General features: G+C 42.7%; 20 protein-coding genes. 1 reads left to right on the top strand and 19 read right to left on the bottom strand.

The window, feature by feature from the left end; all coding sequences use genetic code 11:
* Positions 1-40: 40 nt before the first annotated feature.
* The 5 genes from EIZ39_RS07110 to EIZ39_RS07090 form a co-directional block, all read right to left on the bottom strand.
* The gene (locus EIZ39_RS07110) at positions 41-319 is read right to left on the bottom strand and encodes an HU family DNA-binding protein (RefSeq protein ID WP_129198873.1); all 279 of its coding nucleotides are present in this window, start codon (positions 317-319) and stop codon (positions 41-43) included.
* Positions 320-675: 356 nt separating this feature from the next.
* The gene (gene spoIVA, locus EIZ39_RS07105; RefSeq protein WP_129198871.1) at positions 676-2,154 is read right to left on the bottom strand and encodes a stage IV sporulation protein A; all 1,479 of its coding nucleotides are present in this window, start codon (positions 2,152-2,154) and stop codon (positions 676-678) included.
* 274 nt (positions 2,155-2,428) lie between these two features.
* A complete protein-coding gene (locus EIZ39_RS07100; protein ID WP_129198869.1) occupies positions 2,429-3,157 on the bottom strand; it encodes a hypothetical protein in 729 nt (242 codons plus the stop codon).
* Positions 3,158-3,159: 2 nt separating this feature from the next.
* On the bottom strand, positions 3,160-3,507 hold the full coding sequence (locus EIZ39_RS07095; RefSeq protein ID WP_129198867.1) for a 2Fe-2S iron-sulfur cluster-binding protein: 348 nt from the start codon (positions 3,505-3,507) through the stop codon (positions 3,160-3,162).
* Positions 3,504-3,704 carry a DUF2768 family protein gene (locus EIZ39_RS07090; RefSeq protein ID WP_240675723.1) on the bottom strand — a complete coding sequence of 67 codons (201 nt, stop codon included), beginning with the start codon at positions 3,702-3,704 and terminating at the stop codon, positions 3,504-3,506. Before EIZ39_RS07090 ends, EIZ39_RS07095 begins: the two co-directional genes overlap by 4 nt.
* Before the next feature lie 97 nt (positions 3,705-3,801).
* On the opposite strand from EIZ39_RS07090, the gene EIZ39_RS07085 reads away from it, so the two are divergent.
* The gene (locus EIZ39_RS07085; RefSeq protein ID WP_129198865.1) at positions 3,802-4,191 is read left to right on the top strand and encodes a hypothetical protein; all 390 of its coding nucleotides are present in this window, start codon (positions 3,802-3,804) and stop codon (positions 4,189-4,191) included.
* Positions 4,192-4,366: 175 nt separating this feature from the next.
* Here the strand turns inward: EIZ39_RS07085 and EIZ39_RS07080 are convergent, their stop codons facing one another.
* The 14 genes from EIZ39_RS07080 to ypeB form a co-directional block, all read right to left on the bottom strand.
* Complete coding sequence (locus EIZ39_RS07080) at positions 4,367-5,383, bottom strand: NAD(P)H-dependent glycerol-3-phosphate dehydrogenase (RefSeq protein ID WP_305013111.1); 1,017 nt, start codon at positions 5,381-5,383, stop codon at positions 4,367-4,369.
* A 14-nt stretch (positions 5,384-5,397) separates the two neighbouring features.
* The gene (gene plsY, locus EIZ39_RS07075) at positions 5,398-5,994 is read right to left on the bottom strand and encodes a glycerol-3-phosphate 1-O-acyltransferase PlsY (RefSeq protein WP_205668520.1); all 597 of its coding nucleotides are present in this window, start codon (positions 5,992-5,994) and stop codon (positions 5,398-5,400) included.
* Between the two features lie 35 nt (positions 5,995-6,029).
* Positions 6,030-7,352, bottom strand: coding sequence for a ribosome biogenesis GTPase Der (gene der / locus EIZ39_RS07070; protein ID WP_129198861.1), 1,323 nt, complete (start codon positions 7,350-7,352; stop codon positions 6,030-6,032).
* 67 nt (positions 7,353-7,419) lie between these two features.
* A complete protein-coding gene (locus EIZ39_RS07065; protein WP_129198859.1) occupies positions 7,420-7,614 on the bottom strand; it encodes a capping complex subunit for YIEGIA in 195 nt (64 codons plus the stop codon).
* A gap of 11 nt (positions 7,615-7,625) precedes the next feature.
* Positions 7,626-8,477 carry a YIEGIA family protein gene (locus EIZ39_RS07060; RefSeq protein ID WP_129199165.1) on the bottom strand — a complete coding sequence of 284 codons (852 nt, stop codon included), beginning with the start codon at positions 8,475-8,477 and terminating at the stop codon, positions 7,626-7,628.
* A 41-nt stretch (positions 8,478-8,518) separates the two neighbouring features.
* Positions 8,519-9,139, bottom strand: a complete 621-nt coding sequence (locus EIZ39_RS07055) for a YphA family membrane protein (RefSeq protein WP_129198857.1) — start codon at positions 9,137-9,139, stop codon at positions 8,519-8,521.
* 109 nt (positions 9,140-9,248) lie between these two features.
* Positions 9,249-10,061 carry a YfkD family protein gene (locus tag EIZ39_RS07050; protein ID WP_129198855.1) on the bottom strand — a complete coding sequence of 271 codons (813 nt, stop codon included), beginning with the start codon at positions 10,059-10,061 and terminating at the stop codon, positions 9,249-9,251.
* A gap of 296 nt (positions 10,062-10,357) precedes the next feature.
* On the bottom strand, positions 10,358-11,428 hold the full coding sequence (gene fni, locus EIZ39_RS07045; protein WP_129199163.1) for a type 2 isopentenyl-diphosphate Delta-isomerase: 1,071 nt from the start codon (positions 11,426-11,428) through the stop codon (positions 10,358-10,360).
* 12 nt (positions 11,429-11,440) lie between these two features.
* Positions 11,441-12,598, bottom strand: coding sequence for a 30S ribosomal protein S1 (rpsA, locus tag EIZ39_RS07040; protein ID WP_129198853.1), 1,158 nt, complete (start codon positions 12,596-12,598; stop codon positions 11,441-11,443).
* A gap of 220 nt (positions 12,599-12,818) precedes the next feature.
* The gene (locus EIZ39_RS07035) at positions 12,819-13,412 is read right to left on the bottom strand and encodes a lysophospholipid acyltransferase family protein (RefSeq protein WP_129198851.1); all 594 of its coding nucleotides are present in this window, start codon (positions 13,410-13,412) and stop codon (positions 12,819-12,821) included.
* Between the two features lie 5 nt (positions 13,413-13,417).
* Positions 13,418-14,092 carry a (d)CMP kinase gene (cmk, locus tag EIZ39_RS07030; protein ID WP_129199161.1) on the bottom strand — a complete coding sequence of 225 codons (675 nt, stop codon included), beginning with the start codon at positions 14,090-14,092 and terminating at the stop codon, positions 13,418-13,420.
* Positions 14,093-14,388: 296 nt separating this feature from the next.
* Complete coding sequence (locus tag EIZ39_RS07025; RefSeq protein WP_129198849.1) at positions 14,389-14,577, bottom strand: hypothetical protein; 189 nt, start codon at positions 14,575-14,577, stop codon at positions 14,389-14,391.
* A 50-nt stretch (positions 14,578-14,627) separates the two neighbouring features.
* Positions 14,628-15,296, bottom strand: coding sequence for a flagellar brake protein (locus tag EIZ39_RS07020; RefSeq protein WP_164984948.1), 669 nt, complete (start codon positions 15,294-15,296; stop codon positions 14,628-14,630).
* 147 nt (positions 15,297-15,443) lie between these two features.
* Positions 15,444-16,790: a germination protein YpeB gene (gene ypeB, locus EIZ39_RS07015; protein WP_129198845.1), complete on the bottom strand. Its 1,347-nt coding sequence runs from the start codon at positions 16,788-16,790 to the stop codon at positions 15,444-15,446.
* Position 16,791 lies beyond the last annotated feature (1 nt).

The raw sequence follows: 16,791 nt of genomic DNA, 5'->3' as shown, positions 1-16,791 counted from the left end.
TTGGTGTAGACTTTTATACGTTTACTTATGTAAGAGCTTACTATTCACCAGCAACGGAATCCTTAAGGCTCTTACCTGGCTTGAAAGCAGGGATCTTACTTGCAGCGATCTCGATTTCTTCACCTGTTTGAGGGTTGCGGCCTTTACGAGCTGCTCTTTCACGAACCTCAAAGTTTCCAAAACCAATAAGCTGAACCTTATCTCCATTCTTAAGTGCATTCTCAATCGCATCAAACACAGCATCAACAGCTTTCGTTGCGTCCTTCTTAGTAAGCTCAGCTGCCTCAGCTACGTAAGAAATAAGTTCTGTCTTATTCATTGTTTCACCTCCTCCCAATGAGTTGGCCTTATTACTACTTTCTTTAACCATTTCGAACAAATTTATACCTATTTAATAGAATTTATTCTAATTATAGGCTTCAATTACAAGTTTAAGCTTCCTCGATAAAAGGCGTAGAACATAATAGCCCAAGGCTTAAGGAACGGCCAAAATTTCCTTGTAACAGACTTTATATTAATATAGAAAACCGCCAAGTTCAAGAATTTTTCTTATGAAATATGGATAATTCGCCAAATTTTTCACTAGACTGCTAGATGAGGCACTAGTTTATTTTTATGTATACGAAAAAGACTCCATCGAAACGATGGAGTCCTTAAGTTTGTACGATAACTTATTTAGAGAATGATGGCTATTAAACCGCCAGAACCTTCGTTAATAATTCGTTGTAATGTCTCCTGAAGCTTATATCGGGCATTCTCTGGCATCATGCCGAGCTTCGCAGAGATGCCTTCATTAACAATAGAGTTAAGCGAACGTCCAAAAATGTCAGAATTCCAGATGCTGAGCGGATCTTCCTCGAAGTCTTGCATGAGATAACGAACAAGCTCTTCACTCTGCTTCTCTGTACCGATAATGGGGGAGAATTCGGACTCAACATCTACTCGAATCATATGAATAGACGGCGCTGTTGCTTTTAATCTTACTCCGAATCGGCTTCCTTGACGAATGATCTCTGGTTCATCTAGCGTCATCTCTTCAATGGATGGCGGAGCAATACCGTAACCTGTCTGACGAACCATGTTCAAGGCGACAGCCACACGGTCATACTCCCTCTTCGCGTGTGAGAATTCCTGCATAAGCTGCAACAGGTGATCCTTACCGCGGATCTCTACACCCACAACTTCTACTAGGATTTGGTCATAGAGGTAATCAGGTGCGTATAAATCGATTTCAGCAATACCCTGCCCCATATTCATATCAGATAGTGAGGCTCTTTCGATGAACTCATATTCCGTGAAATGACCGACAACACGATCAACGTCACGCAGGCGACGAATCTCTTTTACCGTCTCTCGTACACTTTCTTCATAATTTTGTCGTAACCAGTGATCATCATGGAGTACCATAACCCAACTTGGCAGGTTCACGTTCACCTCGTGGACAGGGAACTCAAACAATACTTCTCGTAGTGTAGCAATAGCATCAGCTTCTACCATGTCATCTACACTCATGACCAGCACGGGTACGTCGTGCTTCTCAATCAATTGATTGCGTAAATCTTGCGCCTCTTTTCGATCAGGGTGCGCAGAGTTCACGACAACAATGAAGGGCTTTCCAACCTCTTTTAATTCTGCAATGACTCTCTCTTCCGCTTCTATATATCCTTCTCGTGCAATTTCCGCTATAGAACCGTCCGTTGTAATGACCACACCTAATGTAGAATGATCCTGAACGACCTTGCGTGTCCCGATTTCCGCCGCTTCTTCAAACGGGATAGGTTCGTCATACCAAGGGGTGTTAATCATACGCGGGCCATTCTCGTCCTCATAGCCCTTGGCTCCGTTAACGGCATAGCCTACGCAGTCGACAAGGCGAATATTTACTTCCAAGCCATCTGCCACAAGAATTTCCACAGCCTGATTTGGAACGAATTTAGGCTCTGTGGTCATGATGGTGCGTCCAGACGCACTTTGTGGCAGTTCATCTTTAGCTCTGGCCCGATCTGTTTCACTCTTGATGTTGGGCAGTACCACAAGCTCCATAAACCGTTTAATAAAAGTAGACTTTCCTGTACGGACAGGACCCACGACGCCTATGTAGATGTCTCCACCAGTCCGTTCTGCAATATCTTTGAAAATATCTACTCGTTCCACCTTCTTACCTCCCTTTCAAAAATCGGTGATTTTTGCAATGACTCTTGGATAGATTAGGACACTATCAATATATGAGGATGTGATGGAATTATGATCAAAATCTTATTTTCTCGTCCTGAACAAATCATATAACGAGCATATAGATTTGAGCTAGGATATAGAAAAAGAGCAACTGACAAGGCAATTGCTCTCTTCTTAGATCACCGATCGCACCCCTCTGCCTTTATAAACCATCCTATGGCATGGACTACGAATCTATGACTTATATATAAAATTATTTTTTACTGACTAGGCTAGGCAATCCGTCTACTAGCGCATACGGAAAAGATTTTACAGGTACATAAAGCGAATTCTCAGGGATAAGGTCGCGAATATCCTTGTCTGTTGGCAGATCTTCTTGGTTCCCTTTTATAATCTGCTCTAGATCCTTCTGGTAATCAATTCCCACGACACCTTGTGCTGACATAATGATGGGAAGAATATTCCCTGTTAGGGGACTCTCCACTGCGTCTCTGCCCTTTGCTACGCCAATTTTTTTAAGATCGATTTGAAAATAACCTGGTTGCATGACCCCTGCAACAGGTAAACTTTTATTCTTATCGTAGAAGCGAGTTACTCGACTCTGAATGTCTTGAAGGTTTTCGACCATCTTTAAATCGAGTAATCGAACAGTAGGCTTGACCTCAACATTCGTCAGAACAAATAAATAAGAGCCTCCTTGTTCAAAAGCCGCGCCAGGAGTGTACTGCAAGTACTTCGGTACAAGTTGATGGAATTGGATGATATACTTCTCATAGATCGGTGTATGGGCTTCTTTGGTTGCAATGGGTAACACGCTAGTATCCGCCCTAAATTGATCAATCGCATCTTGTACGGACTGTACTTGTACGTTTAGTGGCAGCTGATTCTCCATCTTTCTTTCCTCTGGATACATGCAGCCTGTTGAGATTAGTATGGTGGCAATAAATAGAATAGACAATTTGACAATATGACTTACTTTCAATGTTAAATCCCCTCATTCTCCTTCTGTTGCTGAATCTGACTCTTTACGACATTCTTCCATGCTTCTTCTGGCACTCGTACTTGGATTGGGCCATATACCCGAGTTTGGCAAGCGAGTCGAAATCCCTCAGACATCTCTTCCTCACCAATCATTCTTAACTCTTGCGAAGAAGGCATCGAGACGAACGGACTCAAAGTCATAATCTGAATCTTGCAGTTTGTGCATGTGCCATTACCCCTGCAACGATTCCTGATCGCAATTCTGTTCTTTAGTGCCGATTGTAAAAGATTGTCTCCTTTATTCACTGATATGGTCTTGCCGCGAGGCTGAAACTCTATCTTGATTCTCATAATAAGACAACTAAGATGAGAAGTAGAGATGGAATCAGCAACAGAAAGGCAAAGGTAGAAACTATAATACGCGGAATGCCTTTAAGTTTATTACGCGCAAACAATATAGCAATATTCGCCAAAAACATTAACCCCATCGCAACAAATGACGACATTTCTTTATCCATATCTTTTTCTTTCCCTCTTTCTTTAATCATCGTTCCTATTATAGCATAACTTGCCCATAACGCACCTTTTCGCCCAATTTTGAATAGAATACATAGATAAAGAAAGTAAGAGGAGTCGGAGCTGGCTATGAATCCAATTCATTGGCATCATCCACCGTCTGCAAGACGTAGAAGATTAACGACGCTGCAGCGGTCCATATCACCTAACCCTGAACAACTTCCTAAGGGGGGGGCTGAACCATATTCCCCTCGTTTATTTACAGCCGCAGAGCAAATGCAGACCGTAAGAGAACAATTAAGTCAAATGGGAACTACGCTAGAAACCCTAACTCAGGTCATCTACGCTGTAAATCCGAGTGCAGGGCCATTTCCACTTCAAGGGGCAACGGAATCGGATCTCATGAAAAACTTGCAGGATCTCGATTTTAAGCAAGTGATGAGTTTATTGCAATCACCAGTAGTTCAGAACCTCATTGAAACCTTGGCGGCAGAAGAGGCAAGCAAAAAGAAAAAATAAGAGGGGTAACGATTAAGTTCGTTACCCCTCTCCGACTGTATCCTGCCTGTTAAAGGCTGCGTTTAATTGGAACCCAATATATCCTATGTGGACGCTTAATATTCTGCAACTTAGATTATAGCCCAATATTTCTTATTTTCATAAGAAAAATTCTTGTTATGATATGCCCTGCACTCTAATTTTGTGCGATCTCTTCTACTTCATGTCGCTTTACACGCCCCATTAGGTCCTCCACAGCTTGCCTTGGAGATTTCGCTTGAAATAATACCTGATAAAGCTCTCGTGTAATAGGCATCTCAACACCGATTTTCTCAGCAAGCTCATAGGCCGCTTTCGTAGTTTTAACGCCCTCTACAACCATTCCCATCTTTTCTAATACTTCTTCAAGAGACATACCTTGCCCAAGGAGATTGCCTGCTCTCCAATTGCGGCTATGCTTGCTCGTACAAGTGACAATGAGATCTCCTACACCCGCTAAACCCGAGAATGTTAATGGATCAGATCCAATATGCACACCTAAACGACTGATCTCAGCTAATCCTCTCGTCATCAAGGCAGCCTTAGCATTATCACCAAATCCCAGTCCATCGGACAACCCTGCCCCTAGTGCAATAATGTTTTTTAGCGCACCTCCCAGCTCTAATCCAACCACATCTGGATTTGTATAGACTCGAAAGTAAGCATTCATTAATAAATCCTGTGCCTCTTCTGCTGCTTCAATCGGCTGAGAAGCTACCACAATCGTTGTAGGCGACTTACGGCTGACTTCCTCCGCATGGCTTGGTCCTGACAATACAACTAAGCGCTTGTGAAGGGAAACAGGGAGCTCTTCCTGCAGTACTTCAGAGATCCTTTTATAGCTTCCTAACTCAAGCCCCTTTACAGCGTGAATAACGAGTGCCTCTTGATCGATTAAACCAGCAGCCTCTCTTGCGATCTCGCGAATAATGTGAGAGGGAACAACTAAGAGTATAGCTTTTTTCCCTTTAACTACTTCCCCTAGATTCGTAGAGCAAGTAATGGACTCTGATAATAGGACGTCAGGAAGATACTTGCTATTTGTATGTTCTTTGTTGATTTCATCAGCCTGATCACGTCGTCTAGACCACATGTGGACACGGTGTCCATTGTCAGCCAATACCATTGCTAAGGCCGTTCCCCAGCTTCCTGCACCGATCAAACCTATATCCACTAGCTCATCCCCCCTTATTTTTTGGATTGTCCTAATTTGCTTTCTGTGCCTTGAAGCAATCGAACAATATTTTGAGAATGTCTAACGAAGCCTAGAATGCATACTATAGCGGCCATCCAAATGTATGCGTTCGGTTCTCCATATACATACATGAATATGGGAATAAGAGCTAGAAATACAAGAGAACCCAATGAGACATACCTGGTAATATAAATAACAGCCACTGTAATCAGAGCGGACCAAAGAAATGATATAAACGAGAGGGAGGCAATTACACCGATAGTCGTTGCGACTCCTTTTCCTCCCTTGAAGCCAAAAAAGACAGGCCAGTTATGGCCGATGATAGCCATAGCTCCAGCCAATGCTGTAATGAGATGATCGCCACCGCTTATCCAGTGAGCGAACCAGACAGCTGATACCCCTTTAAGTGCATCTAGAAGCAGGACCAGTATACCCGGCCCTTTTCCCAGAACTCTTAATGTATTTGTTGCCCCTGCATTACCGCTGCCATGATGCCTAATGTCTATCCCAGCTACCTTCTTGGCAATAAGATAGCTAAAGCTAATCGATCCAAGCAGGTACCCTGCCACGATAGCAATAACTGTATTCATCCCCTCATTCCTCTCCCTTTTAATACAAATTACCCTTAGTCCTCCGCTTTATTTCGCGCGATGATCCTGATGGGTGTCCCTTCAAAAGGAAAAGCTTCTCTAATTCTATTCTCTAAGAAGCGTTGGTATGAAAAATGTAATAGCTCAACATCGTTGACAAACAAAACAAAGGTTGGCGGCTTAACAGAAACTTGTGTAATGTAGTTAATCCGCAGCCTTCTTCCCTTATCTGAAGGTGGTGGTGTAACCGTAGTCGCCTCATGGATAAGGTCGTTTAACACATTCGTTTGAATCCTCATGGCATGTTGGTCAGCGACATCTTTCGCCTTAGGCAGGATCTGATGAATTCGCTGTTTTGTTTTAGCTGAAACAAAAACAATGGGGGCATAATCCATAAAGAGAAAATGCTCTCGAATGGTACGTTCAAATTGATGAAGAGTTTTATCGTCCTTCTCAATGGCATCCCATTTGTTCACTACAAAAAGAGCTGCTCGTCCAGCCTCATGAGCGTAACCTGCAATCTTCTTGTCTTGCTCAATAATTCCTTCTTCAGCATTGATGACGATAATACACACATCTGATCTCTCGATAGCTCGAAGAGCTCGAAGAACGCTATATTTCTCTGTAGACTCGTAAACCTTGCCTCGCTTCCTTACTCCTGCCGTATCAATGAGGACAAAGTCTTGTCCTTCACGAGTAATCATGGTGTCAATCGCATCGCGAGTCGTTCCTGCAATGTCACTAACGATTACCCGATCTTCACCAGTTAAGGCATTCACTAGAGAAGACTTCCCGACGTTCGGTCGTCCAATCAGGGAGACACGAATCACATCCTCATCATACTCTTGCTCGTTCGTTTCTATAGGGAAGTGCTTCGTGACTTCATCAAGCAAATCACCGATTCCTAATCCATGGACACTAGAAATACCAACCGGTTCCCCGAAGCCCAAGGAATAAAACTCGTACATTTGACTCATACGTTCTGGGTTATCCGCTTTATTTACCCCAAGAACGACCGGTTTCTTGGAGCGGAACAGCATTCTCGCTACTTCCTCATCCGTACTCGTTACTCCTGTAGTCGCATCTACCACCAAAATAATGACATCTGCTTCATCGATCGCAAGCTCTGCTTGGTGACGGATATGCTCAAGCAAGACATCGTGATCATCGAAGGCAATACCTCCGGTATCAATCAAATGGAAATGACGATCAAGCCATTCTGCTTTACTGTAAATTCGGTCTCTCGTCACACCAGGGATATCTTCTACAATCGAAATCCTCTCTCCTACTATACGATTAAATAATGTTGATTTACCTACGTTAGGTCTACCTACAATAGCCACAACTGGATTAGCCATAATTCTCCAACCTCACTTTCAACCATCAATAATACTGGATTTCCATCATTCTTGCAATGATAATCGCTTAAAAATGTTTAACAATAATCATGGTGTCGTCACTTAACGTATGGGCCATAGCATCCAGAATTTTTTCCATGGTAAACGCTAAATGCTGTAATTCTTCAACGTTATCTGCGTAAAAAATGGGGGAGCCCCCACCCACTTTTTCCCGGTTCAAAGTAATGATAGCCAAAATCGTTTTTTCTAGAGCTGTCCCCACATCATATCCCCCTATTTATTCACCTTTGCTTCCAGAGGCTTTCGATAAACACTTTCCAAGACAGGAACTCGTTCGATCGTCCCCTTTATTTTCTCTACATTCTTCATTTGCGGTAAAAGGAAGATCCCTAACCTTCCATCTTCTAAACTTCGTTTAATAAGGGGTACAAGGGATGGTTCACCCGCATCCCGAAATACGCCAAGTACGGTAGCTACATCATGAAGAATGGCTTGCCGTTGTCCTAGGTTTCCGAGGGTGACCATCCCATTTTCATTTTTTGGTGTCAGGATCATTCCAACCCCATTTTTCTTAATCTTTTCTCTTGTATCTTCTAGACCCACGTTCATAATATAAATATCATCTACGTAAAGATGCTGTCCCTCCATGCGAACTGTTCCTTGCTTTACTTTTGCTATATCAGCAACGTTCTTACCTGACATAAAAGTCTTATCTACAAACAGAGAAACAAGACCGATGATCACCCCCCACTGCCATCCAAAAAAAACCGTACTTGCCGTAGTCACAATGGATGATAGCATGACGAGATAATTACGTCCTTCGAATACCATAGCAATTCCTTCAATATAAGCCGTTCCCCTTGGCACAAGCTCCATATTATCAAGTTGCTGTAAGGTATTTCGTTCCATATTCCGTACATCACGGAACTGCGAAGCCGCAAGTCCGAGAAAGGTAACCGCCGTAAAGTCCTCTTCTATAAAAGCTGGTACCGCAACTGAACCTAGTCCAGCTGCGATTACGCCTAAAGCAATATGAATGACATGACCATGGGGGTAGGTTGGATAAGAGCGATAATCTGTACGCAACATCAGTAAGCGGCTAATCACCCCTACAACAACTCCCATAATAACGGCAGATGTGTACTCTTCCAAAAGACTGCTCCTTTCTAGCTCGTTTCAGCTCTTTTTCGCTTCCATATCTGAGGCGACCTTACATAAAGAAGCACAAATTGAATCAGCCATAGCAAGTAAAAACTAATCCACCAGGTATCCTGAAAAAAGGGAGAGCCAATCAGATAGTACCCCGTCTTATCCCACATGTATGCCTGAAAACATAGATCTCCAAACCCTAAACCAAGAGTCAACAGGATAAATTGCTGAATGGAAGATCTAGCTGCGACCAAGATGAGAACCATGACAAAGCCAGCGATCATATACTTCTCCTCGATAAACATCAGCACCGGATCTAATCGTAAAAGCAGCTGTAAAAGAAAAACGGAAGCCCCAACCAAAAAACTGGCTGTGAGTAAATGAAGACGATGATTGTCACCTTGTTTCATCCACAGCCAACTGCCTAGAAGCATAGGAAATAAGGAAGACATCACGACAAGCTCACCATTCATGGGTAAAGGAACTGTCCAACTTAATGTCCCAAGCGAGACCATGAGGATTATGACTGTCCATTTCTTCCGCCACTTATTCTCTGTTAGTAAACGATCACAAAACCCAAGCCATACAAAGAGCAGCAGAAACCATATCCCTATTAAGCTAAAAAAACCATCGTTCACTTAGACCTACCTCTCCTTCTACCAACTATAAGCATTACACTCATTATTCCTCAAAATCCCCTAGAAAAAACAAAAGAGGTCTGAAACGTTTCAGACCCTGACAATTTCTTTAGTCTTGATTTACTTTAGGATGATCGGATAATAGATATTTAAAGGTTAGCTTGTCTTGAATCGGAATCCATGCCCCTACTCCTTTATGCGTTACATTCTTAATAATCAGCTTTTTTTCGCTTCCTTGTATGTTTAAGTAGACTTCTCCGTATGTGATATTCCCTTTTTCACTCGCAGCTGGTACAAAAGCTTGTAGATAACCAATCTTTTTTACTGGAACTCTCATAATCGTATCTTGCTTCGTTCCTTTTCCCACGGTACTCTGGAATGCTAAATTTAATCCTGTATTTTGTTTTGCCTCAGCAATCATCAGTTTTCTTACATCTTCTTCTGCTAGAACCTGGGTAGTTAGTCCCCCTACAGCCGTAAATTCTTCATTTTGCTCGTAGGTCAGTTCGGACGTTTCACGTCCCCCCCGATTATCCAGCTTGTTCATATTTGCTTGTTTATATTCCCAGTTTACTGATGTTTCCTTGGATTCATAATTCAAGGCCCAGTTTCCCAAATAAATGTTTGCACGAAAACCAATAGCAAGTTTAGATGGGTGTATCGTCGTTTCGTTGAGAAGCCTTATGAGGTTAGGGTTCTCGATTTCATAATTAGTTGTCTTAAAAAGCTCAACCGTTGTTGCACTAGGCTGTACATACTCAGGATCCATACTTGGATTAGGATACGTATTTTGTCTTGAGATATCTTTAACCGTATCCGGAATTTTTAATTTACCTACAGCCCCTCCAACTCCTTGTTGCCCTAACAGCAAGGGGATGATGAGGAGAAGTGCCATAAGGGGACGAAAAGACTTCTTAGCCATTGAGATCCTCCTCTACTGAGTTTCATGCCTAACTGTACTTTTTTAGTATTTACCAATCAGTTAAAAACATAAAAGAAATTAAAAGAGGAAATAATTGTATTGGGAATAGGACTTGATGGATTTAACATAGGATCATATAGGGAGGTGACAGAGAAGATGGCTTTTTACACCACGGTCGTCAATTTATTGGGGATCAAAGTGCTGAAAAATGGAGAAGGACACCTCTTCATCAAGCTTGGCGCTGGAAAAATACGTCCACTTAAAGCTTAGGGAAGACAAACAGGCGAATCCTATATTTAGGGTTCGCCGCTCTTCTTTCTTCTGCTAAACACATGACAATCTATACCTCTCATCTGGGCCCAATGATAGGACTCTCCAGAGATAACTAATGGACAACTTGCTAATTGCTTTGTTTCTTTTACACCAACGGCCGCCATGACTAGGCGTAGTTGTTCATGTAGATGATCTACAGCAAGAATGGCCTCTTCCTCAGAATATTGGGTAACGAAGTGGAGGAAACGGCCTGCCATTCCTACTGTGGATGCTCCTAAGGCTAATGACTTAGCAACATCCAGACCATTCTGAATGCCGCCTGTTGCCATAATATCGATTCGGTTTTCTATTACAGACGATGAAGCTTCTAATAAGCTCTGTACAGTCGTCAGTCCCCAGTCATTCAACATATCTAATGGAATAGAGCGACGCGCGTTCTCAATTCGGGCAAAATTCGTCCCACCTGCTCCACCAATATCAATAGCCGAGATTCCAGTATGCGATAAGGTGGAGATAGACTCTTGAGACATCCCAAAGCCCACTTCCTTAACAATAACAGGACAGTTTACAGCTCTAACAATCTTTTCTATCCTTGTAAGAACCCCTCGAAAATCACGATCCCCCTCGGGCATGATCAACTCTTGCATAATGTTGAGGTGGATTTGTAATCCATCAGCGGCAATCATCTCAATGGCCTCAAGAGCCTGATCTGGAGTCGCTTCAGCACCTAAGTTGGCCAGTATAATTCCATCTGGATTCTCCTCACGAACAATGGTATAGGAATCTCTCACCGATGGATCCTTAATAGCGGCCATCTGAGATCCGACAGCCATAGCGAGATTAGAAACCTTCGCAAGTCTGGCGAGTTTGCGATTTATCTCGAAAGTCTCACTCGCTCCTCCAGTCATCGCATTAATAACAATCGGCGAACTTAATTGAAGTCCGCCGAAGGTGGTATCCATTGATATGTCAGAAACAGAGGTTTGAGGAATGCAGTTATGGACAAACTTCACGTCTGCAAAACCGTGATGACCGCTTTGACCTGTTTGTATAGCATACTTAATGTGATCATTCTTACGCGATGTCCTCTGCATCATGAAACCTCACTATGATTTTAATTTCTTCGCTAAGTCTCCAAGGCGATCCGCTATCGTTACACCCATTCCGCCTTGATCGGCTTCATAGTTAGCTAACTCTTTTTTCACTACCTTCGCTTCGGTTTCTTCTTCCACTTCACGAATAGATAAGCTGATTCTTTGCTCTTCTAGGTTCAAGTCCAGGATCTTAACCTGTACTTGCTGTCCTTGCTCTAAAACCTCTCCAGGGTTTCCGATATGTCGGTTGGAGATCTGAGAGATATGAACAAGGCCTTCAACACCAGGAGCCACTTCAACAAATGCACCAAAGCTAACTAGACGCTTAACCGTTCCTGTGACCACACTGCCAGCCTTAAGCTGCTGACTAGCCTGCTGCCATGGTCCAGGTTGAGCTTCTTTCATGCTCAAGCTAATGCGTTCACCATCCTTGTCAACTTTTAACACTTTAACCTTTACTTTATCGCCTTCATTCACCACGTCGGATGGCTTGTCAACTCTCTCCCATGCCAACTCGGAGATATGAACTAATCCATCAACTCCACCAACATCGACGAACGCACCAAAATCAGTTAAACGTTGCACGGTTCCCTCAATGACAGCACCGACTTGAAGATCGTCATAAATTCTTTTCTTAGCTGTATTCACTTCATCTTCAAGAACAGCTCGATGAGAAAGAATCACTTTATTCTTCTCACGATCAAGTTCAATAACCTTGAGGCTTAGCGTGCGTCCCTTATAGTCGGAAAAATCTTCAACGAAGTGGCGCTCTACATGAGAGGCAGGGATAAAGCCGCGTACACCTACATCAACTACGAGACCACCTTTAACTACATCTGCAACTTGGGATTCAAAAATGGTTCCTGACTGGAACTTCTGTTCAAGCTCATCCCACGCCTGGACGGCATCTACGGCTTTCTTGGATACGATGACTTCGTCTTTCTCTTCATTAATCTTCGTGACTTGAAGAGTTAGTTCATCACCCTCCGATAGAACGTCTGCCACCTTCTCAATGTGCAGGCTGGATACTTCACTGATAGGGAGAATGGCTTCTGTTTTGTAACCAATGTCAACCAACGCTTGCTTTGCATCAACTTTCGTTACTTTACCTTGAACAGTTTCCCCTACTTGAATCGCTCTTACTTCCGCATTTTGCATTTCTTCAGCCATGGACCATTCCTCCTTAAAAGTTAGCACACTTCAATAATAATAAATTGATCATTACTTATTTAGAAAACTTGATTGTAAACAGATAACCTAAGCCAACAAGTCTTCTTCCTGCCCAACATAGTTCATGATGGGTACTGACAGGATATAATTTAAAGAAATGATTGCTAATTGAGGTAATCTTAGTATAGAACATTTTATCATATTTGATTCAAGAGATACATTAATTTACATGTTCGTCAAGAAGCTTCTGTATCTCTTGCATAAACTGACTGCTTACTTCACTAACCAAAACGGAGGTTAGCTTCACGTCCCGATACGCCGAAAGATCTATAGGGTGACCATAAACGACCTTCATGCTCGAGAAGGGTATCCATGATCCGATGATGGCAACAGGGATGACAACCGCATTCGACTTCAAAGCAAATAGTGCTGCCCCTGGATAAGGCTCTCCTAGCTTGCCTGTTTTACTGCGGGTACCTTCAGGGAAGATCCCAAGTACATGTCCCTCTCCCAACACCTCCAGCGCCTTCTTCAATGCTCCGCGATCACTCATCCCTCTCTTCACTGGAAATGCACCAAATTGTTTAATGAGCCATGAGACCCCTGGAACATGAAAAAGCTCTTCTTTAGCCATAAACAAGACTTGTCTTGTTAAGGGAGTAGCTATAAACGGCGGGTCAAGGTTGCTGATATGGTTCGAACAAAGGATAACCCCTCCCTGGGGAGGGATGCGGTCAAGACCAATGATCTCCCAACGGTATACGACTTTATAGAAGACTCGGAAGAGAGCTCGGAAGAATCGATACCATCCCATAATCTTTAAGCCTTCCTTGATTCTAACTTTTCCTTGTACAATCCCACAATCTGTTCTACAACTTGCTCGATTGTAAGGCCACTAGAATCCAGTACAACTGCATCTTCAGCACAACGAAGTGGAGCCGCTTCGCGCTCGCTATCTAACTTGTCACGACGGGCAATGTCATGCTTGAGCTGTTCTAAGTCAGCTTGATGCCCCTTCTCCTGAAGATCCTTATAACGTCTTAAAGCCCGTTCTTCAATAGAAGCTGTTAAGAACACCTTGACTTGAGCTGATGGCAATACATGGGTACCGATGTCTCGACCATCCATAACTACATTCTGCTCTGCTGCCATCACTCGTTGCATCTCCACCATCTTGAAGCGGACTAAAGGATGCTTAGCTACTAGGGAGACATGTCGAGTCACTTCAGGATGTCTGATCTCATCCGTTACTTCTCTTTCGCCAATAAAAACCTTTTGTCCATTAGGTTCCTGCTTGAGATAGATCGTCATAGCATGGAGAAGGTTAGTTAACCCCTCCTCACTGTCTAGAGGAACGCTCTCTTCTAGTGCCATAAGGGTAAGAGCACGATACATTGCTCCAGTATCGATGTATGTAAATCCAATTTCCTTAGCTACTAGCTGTGCTACAGTGCTTTTCCCTGCTCCAGCTGGTCCATCTATTGCTATGTTCATACGCCAACCCTTTCTAGACATAAGAAAACTTGAGTCTCGCGCCAATTCCCTACCAAGACAATCAAGGTAGGGGTAAACTAAAAGTTTTCCTCGCATAAGTCCAAAATGAAATAACGGAGTTATCAATTCCGACAGTATATACGAAAAAGCAGGATTGAAGCCTGCTTATGTGCTCAAAAAATATTAGATTGCGTGATAAAGATAAGTGAAGAGAGCTGCAGACCAAAGGACAAAAAAACTATCATCAGCTATTCAATTATTGTTGACTCCACATGTTGATAGTACCATAGTGTTCCTTAAGATGCAACGCCTTCCAGCCTCTCTACTTCGACAAGCCATGCTCTAACCGTGTCAAAATGTAGTAGGATTTGGGTAAAGGTCAGAGAGAGCAACAGCAATATGACTAGACCTACCAGCCACTTCTCCACAGATCTTGAGAAACGACCAAATCTTTCCTCATAACTCGGATATTTTTGACTACGCACGTTTAACCACCTCCATCCCCATTATGACCAGAAATGGAGTGATTTATGAACTAAAGAACGCCTTTCTTCCTTAACTCTAGCTGCCTCTCAAAGCAGTAGCGAATGATTTTTTCCCGCTCAGGCTCCTTAATAACAGAAATCATCAACATGATCGTCTGATGATCCATATCTTCCTTAGGTGGAACAATTCGAACCACTTTAGCGATAAAAGGGGCATGCTCCATCCCCTGACGAAACGGAATAGCTAACCAACACTGAAATCGCTCTCCTTGAACCATTCTATATTCCTTCTTACAAGTAAAAGCAACTCCGCCGCCGCTCACATCTACCGTTCGTGCTAAAAATTGTATTCCACGTGTCAATGACTTTAAGGATAACTCAAGCATGGCTGGAATTCGCAGATAATTCCTTCTCTGTATTCGCTCAATATCTTCTAGGCGAGGAAGGGCAATTTCCCATAAAGGTACGTCTTCATTTTTTCTACTTAGTACCCTGCTCGGAAAGATATACTTTGATCCGTCTAAGCCAAAATAAAATACTGTAATTTCTATTCCTGCCGAATAGGCCATAGATTTGCCGTTCTTTTCACTTAAAGGCACCTCAATAAGAAGAGACTGATCCAAGACATTATCAACCCTGGACTTATAGGTGTCCTGAGATTCTACCGTATCTTTGGTTCTTAAACTTACTCTAAGTAGTTGGCTGATTCCAGGGATCATACATATCCTCCGTCCCATCTTGTTCCTGTATACTCTAAATTATACCATGAAAGCAAGGCAAACGGTGCTAACGTATCCTTCAATTGTTAATGAAAAAGACTGCCCCGAAGAGTAGGCATTACGCTACTTCAGGACAGTCTCTTTGCTTTATCTTTCTGGACCATCAAGCTTTTCGATTGTTTCCTCTTCCCCATTGTCAGCGTTAATGAATACTCTATAACTCTCTTGCCCTAAGTTCCCCATGAACTCATAGCATAAAGTTTCCTGATTCTTATCGTCGAGTATGACCGCTAACCTAGCTTCTTGAATTTTTAAATTTGGATTAACCTCTTTTCTTGCTTGTGCTTCTGTTAACTTTGGCGTCGGTAATGTACGATCTTTATGACTGAAAGTATAGTGTTCGGATTGGAATCCAATTACATTGCCAGTATCTAGAGCTACTTGTACGGTGACTAGGTCAGGATAGATCCGCACGTTCTCTTGCTTGTATACATAATTTAGTGTAGCCACATTGTTATACTCATCAATTACAAAAGCCTCCATACTTTCATAACCATGCTTTTGTAGGAATTCATCCGCTTTCTGCTTTGCCTGATTTAAGTCGAGCTTCGCGTCTTGTACTTGAGTGTTATCCAATAGCCAAATGACATGGCCACCCTTGGTCGTAACATCAAGATTAATGCCGTCATCTTGATCAGGTTTTGATATAGCAACGCTAAAGGCTTGATATTCAAGACCTTTCCCAGTCTTTCGCACCTTAATTTCCGCTTCATTTTCCTTTAAGCCAACAAACTCCATCGCAATCTGTTTTGCCTCTTCTTGGGTGATCGGCTTACCTTTCAGGTTCTCTGATTTGAAACGCTTTTGATTTTCTAACGAATTGATTCCCGGCCCTACTTCTATATCGGAATATTCATCTACGGTCTTATCAATGGTACGGAACCCGTCTGCTATGGTATTATCAAGATTTTTTTCTTCTTTTGCAAGGGAGGTTTCTACATCCATCCATCTTAATTGTCTTTCAAGAACTTGATCCTGTACCCTTCTTAGCTCGCCCTGAATCTCTTGAGCTTGTTTATGATAACCTTTTAGCTGCTTATATTCCTTTTCCGATAAGGGGTCCTTGTCCAAATCGCGGATGGCAGCATTATAGGAGAACTTCCCAATATTAGCTAAGAACTCTTCTGTTTTACTGAAGGGAAGCATTGCTAAAGGAAGCTGTCCTACTTCATTCCTCGCTTCCGCCGTGATTCTCCAAACGTTACTTAAAGTTCCGTCAATCTGTCTGCGGGAATTCACCGCTAGCGTTTTTCCTAGCTCATCTTGAAGCTGATCCATATGAAACGTAAGATCATGAAAAGCTCTTTGATACTGATTTTCCGCCTTAATAAGCACACGGTTCTTTTCCTGATTCTCTTGGTATCCCCACATTCCTAAGCCAATGGCGGCAACAGCAAGCACCGGTACCATTACACCCGCTACTTTCGTATACATA

Origin of the sequence: Ammoniphilus sp. CFH 90114 (assembly GCF_004123195.1) — a bacterium.
In the GTDB taxonomy this organism is placed as follows: Bacteria; Bacillota; Bacilli; order Aneurinibacillales; family RAOX-1; genus YIM-78166.
Note: the sequence above shows the minus strand (reverse complement) of the source record. Positions and strands in the feature narration are given on the sequence as shown.